Annotated in this window: 11 protein-coding genes; all 11 read left to right on the forward strand. The window is 70.2% G+C overall.

Translation table 11 applies throughout. From position 1 onward, the window contains the following. The 11 genes from upp to QTI20_RS10035 all read left to right on the forward strand — a co-directional run bounded on the left by upp (position 1) and on the right by QTI20_RS10035 (position 15,031). The gene (gene upp / locus QTI20_RS09985) at positions 1-630 is read left to right on the forward strand and encodes a uracil phosphoribosyltransferase (RefSeq protein ID WP_286548159.1); all 630 of its coding nucleotides are present in this window, start codon (positions 1-3) and stop codon (positions 628-630) included. Between the two features lie 222 nt (positions 631-852). Then, positions 853-1,803 (forward strand): BMP family protein, encoded by a 951-nt coding sequence (locus QTI20_RS09990; RefSeq protein WP_286550942.1) that lies wholly within the window; start codon positions 853-855, stop codon positions 1,801-1,803. After that, a complete protein-coding gene (locus QTI20_RS09995) occupies positions 1,800-2,765 on the forward strand; it encodes a 5'-methylthioadenosine/S-adenosylhomocysteine nucleosidase (RefSeq protein ID WP_286548157.1) in 966 nt (321 codons plus the stop codon). Before QTI20_RS09990 ends, QTI20_RS09995 begins: the two co-directional genes overlap by 4 nt. A 127-nt stretch (positions 2,766-2,892) precedes the next feature. Next, positions 2,893-4,443 (forward strand): ABC transporter ATP-binding protein, encoded by a 1,551-nt coding sequence (locus tag QTI20_RS10000; protein WP_286548156.1) that lies wholly within the window; start codon positions 2,893-2,895, stop codon positions 4,441-4,443. After that, on the forward strand, positions 4,440-5,501 hold the full coding sequence (locus QTI20_RS10005; protein WP_286548155.1) for an ABC transporter permease: 1,062 nt from the start codon (positions 4,440-4,442) through the stop codon (positions 5,499-5,501). The genes QTI20_RS10000 and QTI20_RS10005 overlap by 4 nt, the downstream gene beginning before the upstream one ends. Positions 5,502-5,649: 148 nt before the next feature. Beyond that, positions 5,650-6,573 (forward strand): ABC transporter permease, encoded by a 924-nt coding sequence (locus QTI20_RS10010; RefSeq protein ID WP_286548154.1) that lies wholly within the window; start codon positions 5,650-5,652, stop codon positions 6,571-6,573. Between the two features lie 112 nt (positions 6,574-6,685). Then, complete coding sequence (locus tag QTI20_RS10015) at positions 6,686-7,189, forward strand: sigma-70 family RNA polymerase sigma factor (RefSeq protein WP_503011378.1); 504 nt, start codon at positions 6,686-6,688, stop codon at positions 7,187-7,189. A gap of 1 nt (position 7,190) precedes the next feature. Continuing rightward, the gene (locus tag QTI20_RS10020; protein ID WP_286548152.1) at positions 7,191-8,189 is read left to right on the forward strand and encodes a FecR domain-containing protein; all 999 of its coding nucleotides are present in this window, start codon (positions 7,191-7,193) and stop codon (positions 8,187-8,189) included. A gap of 84 nt (positions 8,190-8,273) precedes the next feature. Continuing rightward, positions 8,274-10,868 carry a TonB-dependent receptor gene (locus tag QTI20_RS10025; protein ID WP_286548151.1) on the forward strand — a complete coding sequence of 865 codons (2,595 nt, stop codon included), beginning with the start codon at positions 8,274-8,276 and terminating at the stop codon, positions 10,866-10,868. Between the two features lie 46 nt (positions 10,869-10,914). Continuing rightward, positions 10,915-13,080, forward strand: coding sequence for a choice-of-anchor tandem repeat GloVer-containing protein (locus QTI20_RS10030; protein ID WP_286548150.1), 2,166 nt, complete (start codon positions 10,915-10,917; stop codon positions 13,078-13,080). 1 nt (position 13,081) lies between these two features. Next, entirely contained in the window at positions 13,082-15,031 is a 1,950-nt protein-coding gene (locus QTI20_RS10035) for a hypothetical protein (RefSeq protein ID WP_286548149.1), read from the forward strand. Positions 15,032-15,059: the final 28 nt, after the last annotated feature.

The raw sequence follows: 15,059 nt of genomic DNA on the forward strand, positions 1-15,059 counted from the left end.
ATGAGCAACGTCCACGTCCTCGACCACCCCCTCGTCCAGCACAAGCTCACGCTGATGCGCCGCAAGGATGCGTCCACCAACAGCTTCCGCCGCCTCCTCAACGAACTCAGCATGCTCATGGCCTACGAGGTCACGCGCGACATGCCGATGCAGGACATCGAGGTCGAGACCCCGCTCGAGACCATGACGTCCAAGGTGATCGACGGCAAGAAGCTGGTGCTGGTCTCGATCCTGCGCGCCGGCAACGGCATCCTCGAAGGCATGCTGAGCGTGGTGCCGGGCGCGCGCGTAGGCCACATCGGCCTGTACCGCGATCCCAAGACGCTGACCGCGGTCGAGTACTACTTCAAGATGCCCAGCGAGATGGAGAACCGCGACATCATCGTGGTCGACCCGATGCTGGCCACTGGCAACTCGGCCATCGCCGCGGTCGAGCGGCTCAAGGAGATGAACCCCAAGTCCATCAAGTTCGTCTGCCTGCTGACCTGCCCCGAGGGCGTGAAGAACATGCAGGCCGCCCACCCCGACGTGCCGATCTACACCGCCGCCATCGACCGCGAGCTGGACAGCCATGGCTACATCCTGCCGGGGCTGGGCGATGCGGGCGACCGGATCTTTGGCACCAAGTAAGGACGCCCCCCGAAGGGCTTGCGCACTGCGTGTCGCGGCGCCCCTCCCCCCACTGGGGGGCGATACCGGCGGCCCGGCGAAGCCGGTTCCGCGGTATCCCGCGTGAAGAGTGCGCCGCCCACCGACGTTTGCTTTCTGCAGATCAAAGAACCAACAACCCAAGGAAAAACCGTGACAGCTCGTCGTCAATTGATCATTCGTTCGGTGGCGCTGGCCGCCGCCATGGCGGCGGGTGCGCCGGGGCTGGCCTTGGCGCAGACCAAGCTCAAGGTGGCGGGGGTCTACACCTCGCCCTTCGAGCAGCAGTGGGTCAGCCGGCTGCACAAGGCGCTGAAGGCGGCCGAGGCGCGCGGCGAGATCGAGTACAAGGCGACCGAGAACGTCACCAACGCCGACTTCGAGCGCGTGATGCGCGAGTACGCGACCGGCGGCAACCAGCTGATCATCGGCGACGTGTTCGGCGTGGAAGCGGCGGCGCGCAAGGTGGCCAAGGACTTCCCCAAGACCTCCTTCCTGCTCGGCTCCTCGGGCAAGCCGCAGGCGCCCAACCTCAGCGTGTTCGACAACTACATCCAGGAACCGGCCTACCTCAGCGGCATGGTCGCGGGCAGCATGAGCAAGTCGAACAAGATCGGCATGGTCGGTGGCTTCCCGATCCCCGAGGTCAACCGGCTGATGAACGCCTTCATGGCCGGCGCCAAGGAGACCAACCCCAAGGTCGAGTTCACCGTGAGCTTCATCAACAGCTGGTTCGACCCGCCGAAGGCCAAGGAAGCCGCCTTCGCGATGATCGACAAGGGCGCCGACGTGCTCTACGCCGAGCGCTTCGGCGTCAGCGATGCGGCGCGCGAGAAGGGCAAGCTCGCGATCGGCAACGTGATCAACACCCAGGCCCAGTACCCCGACACCGTGGTCTCGTCGGCGCTGTGGAACTTCGAGCCCTCGGCCGACCGCGCGATCAAGCTGGTGAAGGAAGGCAAGTTCACGGCCGAGGACTACGGCCAGTATTCGATGATGAAGCACAAGGGCTCCGAGCTCGCGCCGCTGGGCACCTTCGAGAAGAAGGTGCCGGCCGACACGGTCGCCAAGGTCAAGGCCAAGGAAGCCGACATCGTGGCGGGCAAGTTCACCGTCAAGGTCGACGACGCGCAGCCCAAATCGACGGCGAAGTGAAGACGGCCGCGATCACGCGCTGGCGCTCGGCGCTGTCGGCCGTCGTGCTGGCGGCCGGCGTGGCCACGCTCACGGGCTGCATCGGCATCTACAAGAGCGTGGGCGCGGTCGAGGACACCCGCCTCGACGACACGCCGCGCATCGCGGTGATCTCGGCCTTTCAGCCCGAACTCACGCTGCTGCTGTCGCGGCTGCAGAAGCCGGTCACGCACAGCGTGCACGGCGTCGACTTCACCACCGGCACGCTCGAAGGCAAGCCGGTGGTGCTGTTCCTGTCGGGCATCAGCATGACCAACGCCACCATGAACACGCAGCGCGTGCTCGACCGCTTTCGTGTCACCCACATCGTCTTCAGCGGCATCGCGGGCGGTGTGAACCCCGCGCTGCACGTGGGCGACGTGACCGTGCCGGCGCAATGGGGCCAGTACCTCGAGGTGCTGATGGCGCGCGAGACCGCACCGGGCCGGTTCAGCGCGCCGCCCTTCATCACCGACGCGACGATGTTCCCGAACTTCGGCATGGTGCATCCGCGCTCCGTCGAGGTGCGCACCGAAGCGAAGCCGCAGATCGAGCGCAAGTTCTGGTTCGAGGCCGACCCGAAGATGCTCGCGGTCGCGCGCAGCATCCGCAATGTCGATCTCGCGAACTGCAGCGCGGGCAAGTGCCTGCCGCGCAAGCCGCAGCTCGTGGTGGGCGGCAACGGCGTCTCGGGCCAGGCCTTCATGGACAACAAGGCCTACCGCGAATACACCTTCAGGACCTTCCAGGCCAACGTGATCGACATGGAGACCGCGGCCGTGGGCATGGTCGCCTACAGCAACGGCGTGCCTTACATCGCCTTCCGCTCGCTCAGCGACCTCGCGGGCGGCGGCGACGGCGAGAACGAGATGGGGACCTTCATGGGCATCGCGGCCGACAATTCGGCCAAGGTGATGCTGGCCTTCCTCGCGGCCTGGAGGTGATCCCGCCTTCACTCCTTCCCCCGCCGGGGGAGGGCCGGGGTGGGGGCAGGCGCCACCGCAGGACGATGACATGGGCCGCGAGCCCCCATCCCCACCTTCCCCCAAAGGGGGAAGGAGCAAGACATTCATGACTCAACCTGTTCTACGCCTTCAAGGCATCACCAAGCGCTTCGGTGCGCTGGTGGCCAACGACGCGATCTCCCTCGAGCTGCAGGCCGGCGAAGTGCTGGCGCTGCTGGGGGAGAACGGCGCCGGCAAGTCGACGCTGATGTCGATCCTGTTCGGCCACTACACCGCCGACGAGGGCCGCATCGAAGCCTTCGGCCAGGCGCTGCCGCCCGGCAATCCCAAGGCCGCGCTGGCCGCGGGCATCGGCATGGTGCACCAGCACTTCACGCTGGCCGACAACCTCAGCGTGCTCGACAACGTGATGATGGGCACCGAGCCGCTGTGGCAACCCTTCTCGCGGCGCAGCGCGGCGCGCGCGCGCTTGCTTGAGGTCTCGCAGCGCTTCGGCCTGCCGGTCCAGCCCGAGGCGAAGATCGGCGAGCTGTCGGTCGGCGAGCGCCAGCGCGTGGAGATCCTCAAGGCGCTGTACCGCGGCGCGCGCATCCTCATCCTCGACGAGCCGACCGCCGTGCTCACGCCGCAGGAGAGCGAGGCGCTGTTCGACACGCTGGCCCAGATGGTGGGCCAGGGCCTGTCGATCATCTTCATCAGCCACAAGCTGGGCGAGGTGCTGCGCGTGTCGCAGCGCGTGGCGGTGCTGCGCGGCGGCAAGCTGGTGGCGCAGGCGCGCGCAGCCGACACCACGCAGGCGGAGCTCGCGCTCTGGATGGTCGGCCATGCGGTCGAGAAGACCGCGCGCCGGCCGGCCCGCAGCGTGGGCGACGCGGTCTGCGTGCTCGACCATGTGCGCACCACCGGCAGCGGCCATGACCGGCTCGACGGCGTGACGCTCACGCTCCGGGCCGGCGAGATCGTCGCCATCGCGGGCGTGTCGGGCAACGGCCAGGTGGCCCTGGCCGAACTGCTGAGCGGCACCCGCCGCGCGGTGGCCGGCTCGGTGCAATTGATGGGCCGCGCGCTGCCGCCCTCGCCCGCCCGGCTGGTGCCGCGCGGCGTCGCGCGCATCCCCGAAGACCGACATGCCGTGGGCGTGATCGGCGACCTGCCGGTGTGGGAGAACGCGGTGTCCGAACGGCTGCGCAGCCCGGCCTTCTCGCGCTGGACGCCGCTGGGCCTGCGCTGGGTCAAACGCGCCGCGGCACGCGCCTATGCGGCACGGGTCGAGAAGGCCTACGACGTGCGCGGCGCGGGGCTGTCCTCGCCCGCGCGCTCGCTCTCGGGCGGCAACATGCAGAAGCTGATCCTGGGCCGCGCGCTGATGGCGCCCGAATCCGCCAACGGCCAGCGCAAGCCGCCGCGGCTGATCGTCGCGCACCAGCCGACCTGGGGCCTGGACATCGGTGCGGTCGCGTACGTGCAGCAGCAGCTGATCGCCGCTCGCGATGCCGGCGCCGCGGTGCTGGTGATCTCCGACGACCTCGACGAGGTGCTGGCATTGGGCGACCGCGTGGCCGTGATGCACGGCGGCCACCTGGGCGAACCGCGGCCCGCCACCGCCTGGACACGCGAAGCCATCGGCCTGGCCATGGCCGGCACGGAACCCTCATGAGACTCGAACGCCGTCACCGGACTTCCCCCCTGGCCCTCGTGCTCGCGCCCGTCGGCGCGGTCGCCTTCACCCTCGTCGTCAGCGCCCTGCTGGTGCTCTGGGCCGGCGCCCCCGTGGGCCGCACCTACGCGCTGCTGCTGCAGGGCGGCTTCGGCTCGGTCTTCGCCTGGAGCGAGACCCTGACCCGCGCCATCCCGCTGATCCTCACCGGCCTCGCGGCCACCGTGGCCTTCAAGGCGCGGCTGTTCAACATCGGCGCCGAAGGCCAGCTCTACGCGGGCGCGCTGGCCGCGATCGCGGTCGGCGGCATGCATGGCGGCACCGGCTTCGCGCTCTCGCCCTGGCTGCTGTTCCCGCTGATGATGCTGGCCGCGGCCGTGGCCGGCGCGCTGCTGCTGCTGGGCCCGGCGCTGATGAAGAACCGGCTGGGCGTCGACGAGGTCGTGACCACGCTGCTGATCAACTTCATCGTGCTGCTCGCGGTCTCGGCCATGCTCGACGGCCCGATGAAGGACCCGACCGCCATGGGCTGGCCGCAGAGCGTGGCACTGCAGGGCGACCTGGAACTCGGCAAGCTGATCCCGCAGACCCGCGTGCACACCGGGCTGGTCTGGGCCGTGTCGCTGGCGGTGATGGTCTGGGCGATCTTCAAGTACACGGTGCTGGGCTTCGACATCCGCGCGGTCGGCGCCAACGCGCGCGGCGCGGCCTTCGCGGGCGTGCCGGTGACGCGCACCGTGGTCATGGTCGCGCTGCTGTCGGGCGCGCTGGCCGGGCTGGCGGGCGCGATCGAGGTCGCGGGCCGCACCAGCTACGTGACGCTCGACATGTCGCCGGGCTACGGCTACACCGGCATCGTGATCGCGATGCTCGCCGGCCTGCATCCGCTGGGCGTGATTGCCGCGGGCGTGTTCGTGGCCGGCGTGCTGGTCGGCGCCGACAGCATGAGCCGCGCGGTCGGTGTGCCGACCTACATCGCCGACGTGATCGTCGCGGCCTCGCTGATCGCGGTGCTGGTGGCCACGCTGCTGACGCAGTACCGGGTGCGGCGGGCATGACGCACGGCGCTTCAAAAGACGGATTTTTGGACGCAGAGGACGCCAAGGTCTCGCAGAAGACGCAAGAAAGTTTCAATGTCTTCTTTCGCGTCTTCTGCGAAATCTCTGCGCCTTCTGCGTCCGGATGTCCGCATCCACCCACTTCGACATGACCGACCTCTTCGACATCCTCTCCAACGCCTCCTTCTGGGTGGCCACGCTGCGCATCGCCACGCCGCTGATCCTCGGCACGCTGGGCGTGCTGCTGTGCGAGCGCGCGGGCGTGCTCAACCTCGGCATCGAAGGGATCATGGTCGCGGGCGCCTTCACCGGCTGGCTCGCGGTGTACCTCGGCGCACCGCTGTGGGTCGGCGTCGGCGTGGCCGCGCTCACCGGCGCGGTGTTCGGGTTGCTGCATGCTTTTCTCACGGTCGGGCTCGCGCTGTCGCAGCACGTGTCGGGCCTGGGCATCACGCTGCTGGCCACGGCGCTGAGCTACTTCGGCTACCGCGTGAGCTTTCCCAAGGTGAGCACGCCGCCGACCGTCACGCCCTTCGCGCCCATGGACTGGCTGCCGATCCCGATCCTCAACGCCCAGACCGCGCTGACGCTGTTCGCGCTGCTGGCGGTGCCGGTGGTCGCCTGGGTGCTGCTGCGCACGCCGGTCGGCCTGGCGGTGCGCATGGTGGGCGAGAACCCGCAGGCGGCCGAGGGCCAGGGCGTGTCGGTCGCGGCCACGCGCACCGGCGCCATCGTGGCGGGCTCGGCGCTGATGGGCGTGGCCGGCGCCTTCCTCACGCTGTCGGCCTTCAACGCCTTCTTCTTCAACATGGTCAACGGCCGCGGCTGGATCTGCGTGGCGCTGGTGGTGTTCGCCTCCTGGCGGCCCGGCAAGGCGCTGCTGGGCGCGCTGCTGTTCGCCTTCTTCGACGCGCTGCAGCTGCGGCTGCAGCAGTCGGGCGATGCCGCGCTGCCCTACCAGCTGTACCTGATGCTGCCCTACCTGCTGTCGATCCTGGCGCTGGTACTGGTGGCACGCAAGGCCAGCTATCCGCAGGCGCTGATGAAGCCTTATCGCAAGGGTGAGCGCTAGGGTTTTGACAACTCGGAATACAATGCGAACAATTCTCATTTGAGTTGTTGCATCCGGCACGTTCCGACAGTGAAGCAGCTCGCCCGAACGGAGCTTCTTCCCTGTGTCCGCCCTGCCGCCGCCTGCCTTTGCCCCCGCCGTCGAATCGCTCTACCTCGCGCATCACGGCTGGCTGCAGATGTGGCTGCGCAAGAAGCTGGCGAACGCGGCCGACGCGGCGGACATCGCGCACGACACCTTCGTTCGGGTGCTGGCCTCGCGCCATCGCACGCGCATCGCCGAACCGCGGGCCTTCCTCACGACCATCGCCAAGGGGCTGGTGATCGACAGCTGGCGCCGCCAGGAGATCGAGCGCGCCTACCAGGAAGCGCTGGCGCTGCAGCCCGAGCAGCTCGCGCCCTCGCCCGAGGCGCAGTTGCTGATCGTCGAGGCGCTGGCGCGCATCGACCGCCTGCTCGACGGGCTCAAGCCCAAGGTGCGCACCGCCTTCCTGCTGGCGCAGATCGAGGAACTGCCCTATGCCGAGATCGCGCAGCGCATGGGCGTGACGGTGCGTTCGATCGAGCGCTATGTGGCCGAGGCGCTCTACCACTGCCACCTCGTGCTGGCCGACTGACATGCCGCAGCCTGCCACTCCGGCGCCCTCCGCGGTGCGCCAGGCCTTCGGCTGGATGGTCCGGTTGCAATCGGGCGCTGCCGATGCGCGCACGCAGCGCGCGTTCGCGCAATGGCGCAACGCCGACCCCGAGCACGAACGCGCCTGGCAGCGCGCGCAGGAGGTCGGCCAGGCCCTGCGCGCAGACTTCGGCGCCCTGCCCCAGGGCGCGGGCGGTGCATCCTTCGAAGCGCTGCAGGCCGGCGCCCAGCGCCTGAGCCGGCGGCGCCTGCTGGCCAATCTGTCGGTCGGCGCGGCCATCGTGGGCCCGGTCGCCTGGCTCAGCGCCGAGCTCGCGCCCTGGCAACGCCTCACGGCCGACTACAGCACGGCCAAGGGCGAGCGGCGCAGCTTCACGCTCGCCGACGGCAGCACGCTCGCGCTCAACACCGACACTGCGGTGCAGCTGCGTTTCGACGGCACGCAGCGCCTGCTGGTGCTCACGCGCGGCGAGATCGCGCTGCTTTCGGGCGTGGACACCGCCTCGGCCATCAAGCGTCCGCTGCGCGTGCAGACGCGCGACGGCCTGCTCGAGGCGCTGGGCACGCAGTTCGTGGTGCGGCTCGATGCCGACGACAGCCTGCTGTCGGTCGAGGAAGGCGCGGTGGCGATGCAGCCGGCGCTGGCCGCCGCGGGCGCCGAGCGCGGGGTCGCGCGCGCCGGCACGGTCTACCGACTGAGCCGCAGCGAGGCCGTGCCCGCCGACACCGGTGGCCTCGACCTCACGGGCTGGACCGACGGCGCACTGGTCATCCGTGACATGCGGCTGGGCGACTTCCTGGCCGAGCTCGGCCGCTACCGCAGCGGCCACATCGGTTGCGACCCGCGCGCGGCCGAGCTGCGGCTGTCGGGCGTCTACCGCCTCGACGACACCGAGCGGCTGCTGGCGGTCCTGCCCAGCGTGCTGCCGGTGCGCATCGACTACCGCACCCGCTTCTGGGTGCAGGTCTCGATGCGCTGAGAGAAAGAATCTTTTTCGCTTTTTCTGTCGGGTTTCGCCGTCCCGTCCGGCATGGACAGGACACATCGCTTTTCTTTGCCCCTCATGCCACTTCCACATCTGCCCGCCCGCTTCCGGCCTTCCACGCTGGCGGTCTGCCTGCACGGCGCGCTGTGTCTGGCGCTGCTGCCTTCTTCCGCCTTCGCGCAGGCGCCCGCGGCCGCCGATGCCGGGGCACGCGCCTACCGCATCGTCGCGGGCCCGCTCGACGACGCGCTCAACCGCTTCGCGCGCCAGGCCGGCATCACGCTGTCCTTCACGCCGCAGCAGGTCGACGGCCTGCGCAGCCGCGGGCTGGAGGGCAGCTTCTCGGTGGAGAGCGGGCTCACGCGCCTGCTCGACGGCAGCGGCTATGTGGCGCGGCTGCAGGCCCCGGGCCACTACGTGCTGCAGACCCGCGAGCCGCTGGTGGGCTCGGCCGCGCCACATGCCGCCAACGCCGCGCCACCGCCGGCCGCCGAGGTCACGCTGCCGACCACCACCGTGACCGCCGCGCGCGACCGGCGCCAGGAGGTCTACGACACGCCCGGTTCGGTGGCGGTGATCACGCGCGAGGAGATCGACCGGCTGCCACCGCGCAACACCGCCGACCTGCTGACCGACGTGCCGGGCGTCTACACCTCGCAGTCGCGCATGGACCCGGGCATCAGCGTGAACATCCGCGGGCTGCAGGACTTCGGCCGCGTCAACGTGATGATCGACGGCACGCGCCAGAACTACCAGCAGAGCGGCCACGGCTCCAACGGCTCGGTCTACCTCGACCCGGAACTGCTGGGCGGCGCCGACATCGCCAAGGGCCCGACCTCGACTGTGGGCGGCGCCGGCATGATCGCGGGCCTGGTCAACTTCCGCACGCTGGAGGTGGCCGACCTGCTGCAGGACGGCCAGACGCTGGGCGGCCGCGTGAACACCACCACCGGCAGCAACGCCTACGACTTCGCGGGCAGCGCCGCGCTGGGCCTCAAGGCCGGCGAGGATTTCGACGGCGTGATGGTGCTGAGCCGCAAGAAGGTCGGCGCGTTCGAGAAGGGCCGACGCGGCTCGGTGCGCGAAGGTCTCGACGCGGTGGTGCACGGCATCAGCCAGCTCACCGACCAGGACCAGACCTCGGCGCTGCTCAAGGGCACCTGGCGCTTCGCGCCGGGCCACCAGGTCAAGCTGAGCTACATCGGGCTCGACGCGAAGTTCGGCGAGAAGGCGCAGTCGGCCTCGGCCGGCGGCCTCACGAACCATGTGCGCACCGACACGCTGCTGGCCAACTACAGCTGGAACCCGGCCGATTCCAAACTGATCGACCTCAGGACCAGCCTCTACTACACCCGCACGCGCAACGAAGCCTTCCGCCATGCCGGCGGCCAGCTCGACGACAACGCCTACCAGCTGCGCTACCAGACCAGCACCGTCGGCGGCACGCTCGAGAACACGGCCCGCCTGGCGCTCGCGAAGACCACCGACGCGGTGCTCAAGACCGGCGGCGAGTTCTTCCACGACTGGACCAGCCCGCAGGCACAGGCGCTGTCGATCGGCGCCGATGCGGGCACCACCGCGCTCTACACCGGCTCCACGCCCGAGGGCAAACGCACCGTCGCCAGCCTGTTCGGCGAGGCCACGCTGCTGCACGGCGGCTGGCTCGAGGTGACCGGCGGCCTGCGCTACGACTGGTACGGCCTGCAGGGCGACGGGCGCATGCGCATCGGCTCGATCAGCAACCCCGCGGGCGTGCGGCCCTCGACCACCGCGCTCTACACCCGCTTCCAGACCGACCGCCACGGCGGCGCGTGGGCGCCGCGGCTGTCGGTGGCGCTCAAGCCGATCGAGGAACTGCAGTTCTTCGCCAACATCGGGCGCGGCATGCGGCCGCCGGCGATCACCGAATCGCTGCAGTGGGGCCAGCACGTGGGCAGCCTGTTCCCCTACTACCCCAACCCCGACCTGCGCGCCGAGTACTCGCGCAACCAGGAGCTGGGCGTGAACGCGGTCTTCAAGGGCTTGCTGACCGGCCGCGATGCGCTGCGCGTCAAGGCCGCCTGGTTCGACAGCAAGGTCAAGAACTACGTCACGCTGGGCCGCATCATGGCGCCCAACGATACCGCGGGCGGCGGCCTGCTCGGTCCCTATGCCTACGTCAACCTCGACGATCCCTTCCGCAGCAAGGGCCTCGAGCTGCAGGCCGACTACGACACCGGCCGCGTGTTCGGTTCGCTGAGCTACACCCACATGATGGTGAAGACCGGCAAGGGCGGCTACGACCCCTTCCCGCTCGGCAGCATGATGGGTTTCCCGTCGAACACGCTGGGCACGCCGGGCGACGCCAACATCTGGTACACGCTGCCGCCACGCAAGAACCTCAGCGTCTCGGCCGGCGTGCGGCTTCTCGACGACAAGCTCACGCTGGGCGGCCGCATGCGCTTCCAGTCGCCCACCGCCACCACCAGCGTCTGGACCGTGCAGGGCGATGCCTACAACCAGAAGGCCTGGCACCTCTACGACCTCTGGGCCAGCTACGAGCTCAACCGCCACACCACGCTGCGCCTGGCCATCAACAACCTGATGGACAAGAACTACGCCGAGATGCAGGGCGGCGGCTACTTCGTCGGCCCGGGCCGCACCGCGATGGTCACGCTGTCGCTCAAGTTCTAAGCGGGTGCCGCGCGCACCGATCCCTCCTCCTTCTCCCAAGCTCCGCATGCACCCTCTCCACACTCTCACCGCCGCGCCGCGCCGCGCGGGCCTCGGTCTCTCGGCCCTGCTGCTGGCCGTGCTCGCTGCGACGGCCGGGCCCGCAGCCCATACCCAGACGCATGTCTCCGGGGTGCGCGTCACCTCGCTGGCCTCGCTGCGCCCTTCGGGCGAGGACGTGACCTCGTCCGACGGCACCGTGGGCTGGCCCGGCGCGCGCCACCCCACCTCGCCGCCGCTGTTCGCGGTCAAGCCCGGGACCACCACGGGCTACCTCTACGGCGGTTTCCTGGGCGCCGGCTGGACCGGCAACCGGCCGACGCTCTACACCGCGGTCGGGCTCTACAGCATGCGCGCGGGCGTCTCGGTCTACGAGCGGCTGGCCTTCGACGTCGACACCGACCTGCAGGGCCGCATCAACAGCACGCCGGTGCGCTCGAGCAGCGGCGCGCTCTACGCCGTCATGACCAGCCTCTACGGCGAGCAGTACGCTGGTACCGACGAGAAGAGCAACTACACCTACTCGGCCACGGTCGGCCAGGGCCTGATCGTGCGCACCGATTTCGACGGTGCCTACCCCTCGGTGGTGGAGTCGTCGCGCGGCAAGCTCTACTCGCCCAACGGCGCATTGGTGATCGACGCCAAGGACAACCTCTACGGCGTCGACAAGGGCCCGCAGGGCCAGGGCCGGATCTTCCGGATCAACCTGGGCACGGGCGTGCTGAGCACCGTGCATGAATTCACCGTGGGCCCCCACGGCATGAAGCAGGTGGCCAACGACATCGTGCTCGGCGGCGACGGCTTCCTCTACGGCGTGACCGCCTACCGCCGCGGCCTGCCGCTGGCCCCCGGCACACCGAATGCGCCCGACACGCCCACCGGCACGCTCTACCGCATCGATCCCAACGCCGCCGGCGCGGGCCCGACGGTGCTGCACACCTTCACGCTGGCCGAGGGCGAGATCAACGTGGGCGACAACGTGACGCACGAAGGCTACCGCCTCTACCCCAGCGAGCAGCGGGTGACCATCGGCATGACGGGACCGGCCACGCTGCGCAGCCTGAGCTCGGGCGAGCAGAACGGACTGTCGTCGCTGGTCGACGGGGGCGACGGCTATCTGTACGGCACCACCTCGGTGGCCGACTGCTACACCTACGTCCACAACCTCAACACGCTCACGGCGCTGCCATCGGTGACGCGCAACAGCCCGCTGTGCGGCTTCCGCTCGTGGGTGCCGGGGCCGAACGCCTTCTCGTACCCCGGCGCCTATCCGCACCACGACGGCCCCCGCCCCTACGGCGCGGTCTGGCGCATCGCGCGCAACGGCAGCGGCAGCCTGCAGGTCCTGCACACCTTCAACGAGAACGACGGCGCCACCCCGCGCGGCCCGCTGGCGCTCGCCGCCGACGGTGCGATCTACGGCACCACGCTGGCGGGTGGTCCCCACACCTGCAGCAACCGCAACACGGTGAACGCCGAGGTGCGCTGCGGCACGCTCTACCGCATCAAGCCCTCGGCCATCACGGTCGAAGGTGGCGGCCATGTGGCCAACGGCGGCTTCGAGACGGTGCACAGCTTCTCGGGCAACGATGGGCGCATCCCGCTGGGCGTGCGCGCCGGTGCCGACGGCCGGCTCTACGGCGTCACCTCGATGGGCGGCAGCTATGCCGACAGCCAGGGCAAGGCGGTGCCCACCGACTTCGGCACCGTGTTCCAGGTGGCGGTCAATTCGGACGGCGCCCCCGATGCCAGCGTGAGCCTGGTGGCGAGCCCGACCCAGCTCAAGGCCGGCGAGACCAGCACGCTGACCTGGATCAGCAGCAACGCCACGCAGTGCACCGCGGCCTCCTCGGCCAACGACTGGCGCGGCGCGGTGGCGGACTTCGGTGCCGTCTCGGTCACGCCCAAGCCCGGCACCTACCGCTACACGTTGACCTGCAACGTCGCGGGCAGCGCCTTCGGCGCGCAGGTCTCGGCCAGCACCACGGTCTACGTGGGCACCGACGCCACGGCCGTCGACGGCAACACCGTGAGCTTCGGCAACGGCGGCGGCGGTGCGGCCTCGCCGGTCTGGCTGCTGGCACTCGCGGCGCTGGGCCGTGCCGCATCGCTGCGCCGCAAGCGCAGGACCCCGCACACCTCCCCATCGACTTCCACCGCACAGAAGAACTGACATGAAGATTTCGTCCACCCTCTCCTTCGGATCGCCGCCCCTGCTGCGCGCCGCGCTGGTCTTCGCCAGCCTGGCCGCGTCGTCCGCCATCGCGCAGACGACGGCCTTCAAGCCCACCGTGCTGCACCGCTTCACCGGCACCGCCGACGCGGCCCAGCTGGGCGGCATGCCCATGGTGCCGCCGGTGCTGGCCAAGGACGGCAGCGGCCAGTTGCAGGGCCACACCTTCAATGGCGGCACGCCGCTGACCTTCGTGCTCGGCCAGGGCGTGAGCTACCGGCTCGACGCCCTCAAGGGCACGGGCTACCAGGCCCGCCTGCTGGGCGACATCTCCAAGTCGACAACCACGCTGGTGCAGGACGCACAGGGCAAGATCTACGGCGGCGCGGGCTCGTCCAACGTCAACAACGACACCAGCGCCAACCCCTTCGGCTCGACCGCCGCGATGTTCAGCCTGCAGGCCAACGTGGCGAGCACGCTGCCGACGCCCCCGGTGCGCCCGCGCGGCCAGCTGGCGATCGACGACGACCAGCGCGTCTACTTCGGCGGCGGCGACGCACCGGGCACCTGCAACGCCAGCGGCGTTCTCGCGGCCGGCCTGTGGCGCCTGAACCCCGACGGCAGCTATGCCAAGGCCTTCGACTTCTGCCAGTTCTTCACCGTCGTGGGCCGCCTGCAGCTCCACGAGAAGGGCGGCGCCCCCGTGGCCAGCGTCTGGAGCAAGACCGACCAGGCGCTCTATGTGCTGACCAGCGTCGGCGCCACGGGCGTGTTCGACAGCACCCAGGCCAGCGACAACGCCGGCCGCGCCTTCGGCACGCTGGTGAAGATCGACAAGGCCGCGCTCGACGAAGGCGCGGCCAACAACGGCCAGCTCGCCTCGGCCGACCAAGTGAAGGTGCTGCACACCTTCCTGCGCCACCGCGACGGCGCCCCGACCTCGGTGGGCGACCGCTACAGCACGCTGGTCGAGGCCGGCGAATGGCTCTACGGCACCAGCTACGCCAACGCCCCGACCACCGGCGGCGTCAACGACCTGCGCTACGGCGGCACGCTGTGGCGCGTGAAGAAGGACGACCCGGCCAGCTTCACCGTGCTGCACCGCTTCCGCGACGCCGACATGCTCGCGAAGGACGGCACCGCCCAGGCCGACGGTTCCACGCCCAACGGCCCGCTGGTGCTCGCCGCCGACGGCAACATCTACGGCACCACCGCGCGCGACGGCTCCAGCCTGTACCGGCCCGCGACCGGCCTGCCCACGCCCTCGGGCGCGGGCACGCTGTTCCGCATCGTCATCGGCAGCAAGGCCGACCGCTCGGACGACGCCTACGAGGTGCTGCACCGCTTCGACATCGCCACCGAAGGCGCACGTCCCGTGGGCCTGAGCCTGGGCGCGACGGTCGACGGCGTGCAGAAGCTCTACGGCGCCACCGCCAGCGGCGGCCCGGGCGAAGCCATCGACCCCGCCTCGCCCGACACCAGCGGCAATGGCACCGTGTTCTCCATCGACGTGCCGCTGCCCAGCGTGAGCTTCACCACGCCGCTGACCGCCTCGGCCTCGAGCGCGCTGGTCGGCGACCGCCCGACCCTCAGCTGGGCCACGCAGAACGCCGCCAGCTGCACCGCCAGCGGCAGCAACGGCAATACCTGGAGCGGCGCGCAGCAGACCCAGGGCAGCCAGATCCCGCTGTCGGGCGCGCTGAGCAAGACCGGCGTCAACACCTTCACGCTGCGCTGCGAAAGCGCTTCGGGCGGGCCGGCCGTGGTGCAGACGGTGTCGATCACGGTCAGGGCCGTGACCGTGGCGCCGCCCGCGACCTCCGACGGCTCGGGCACCGGCACCTGGGAGCGCAACAACAACCGCAGCGACGGCGGCGGCCCGCTGAGCCCCTGGCTGCTGCTGCCGCTGGCCGCCCTCGGCCTGGCCCGCCGCTGTGCGCGGCGCGGCTGATCCTTTCCTTCCCCACGACCACGACCTC

Origin of the sequence: Variovorax sp. J2P1-31 (assembly GCF_030317215.1) — a bacterium.
GTDB lineage: Bacteria > Pseudomonadota > Gammaproteobacteria > Burkholderiales > Burkholderiaceae_C > Variovorax.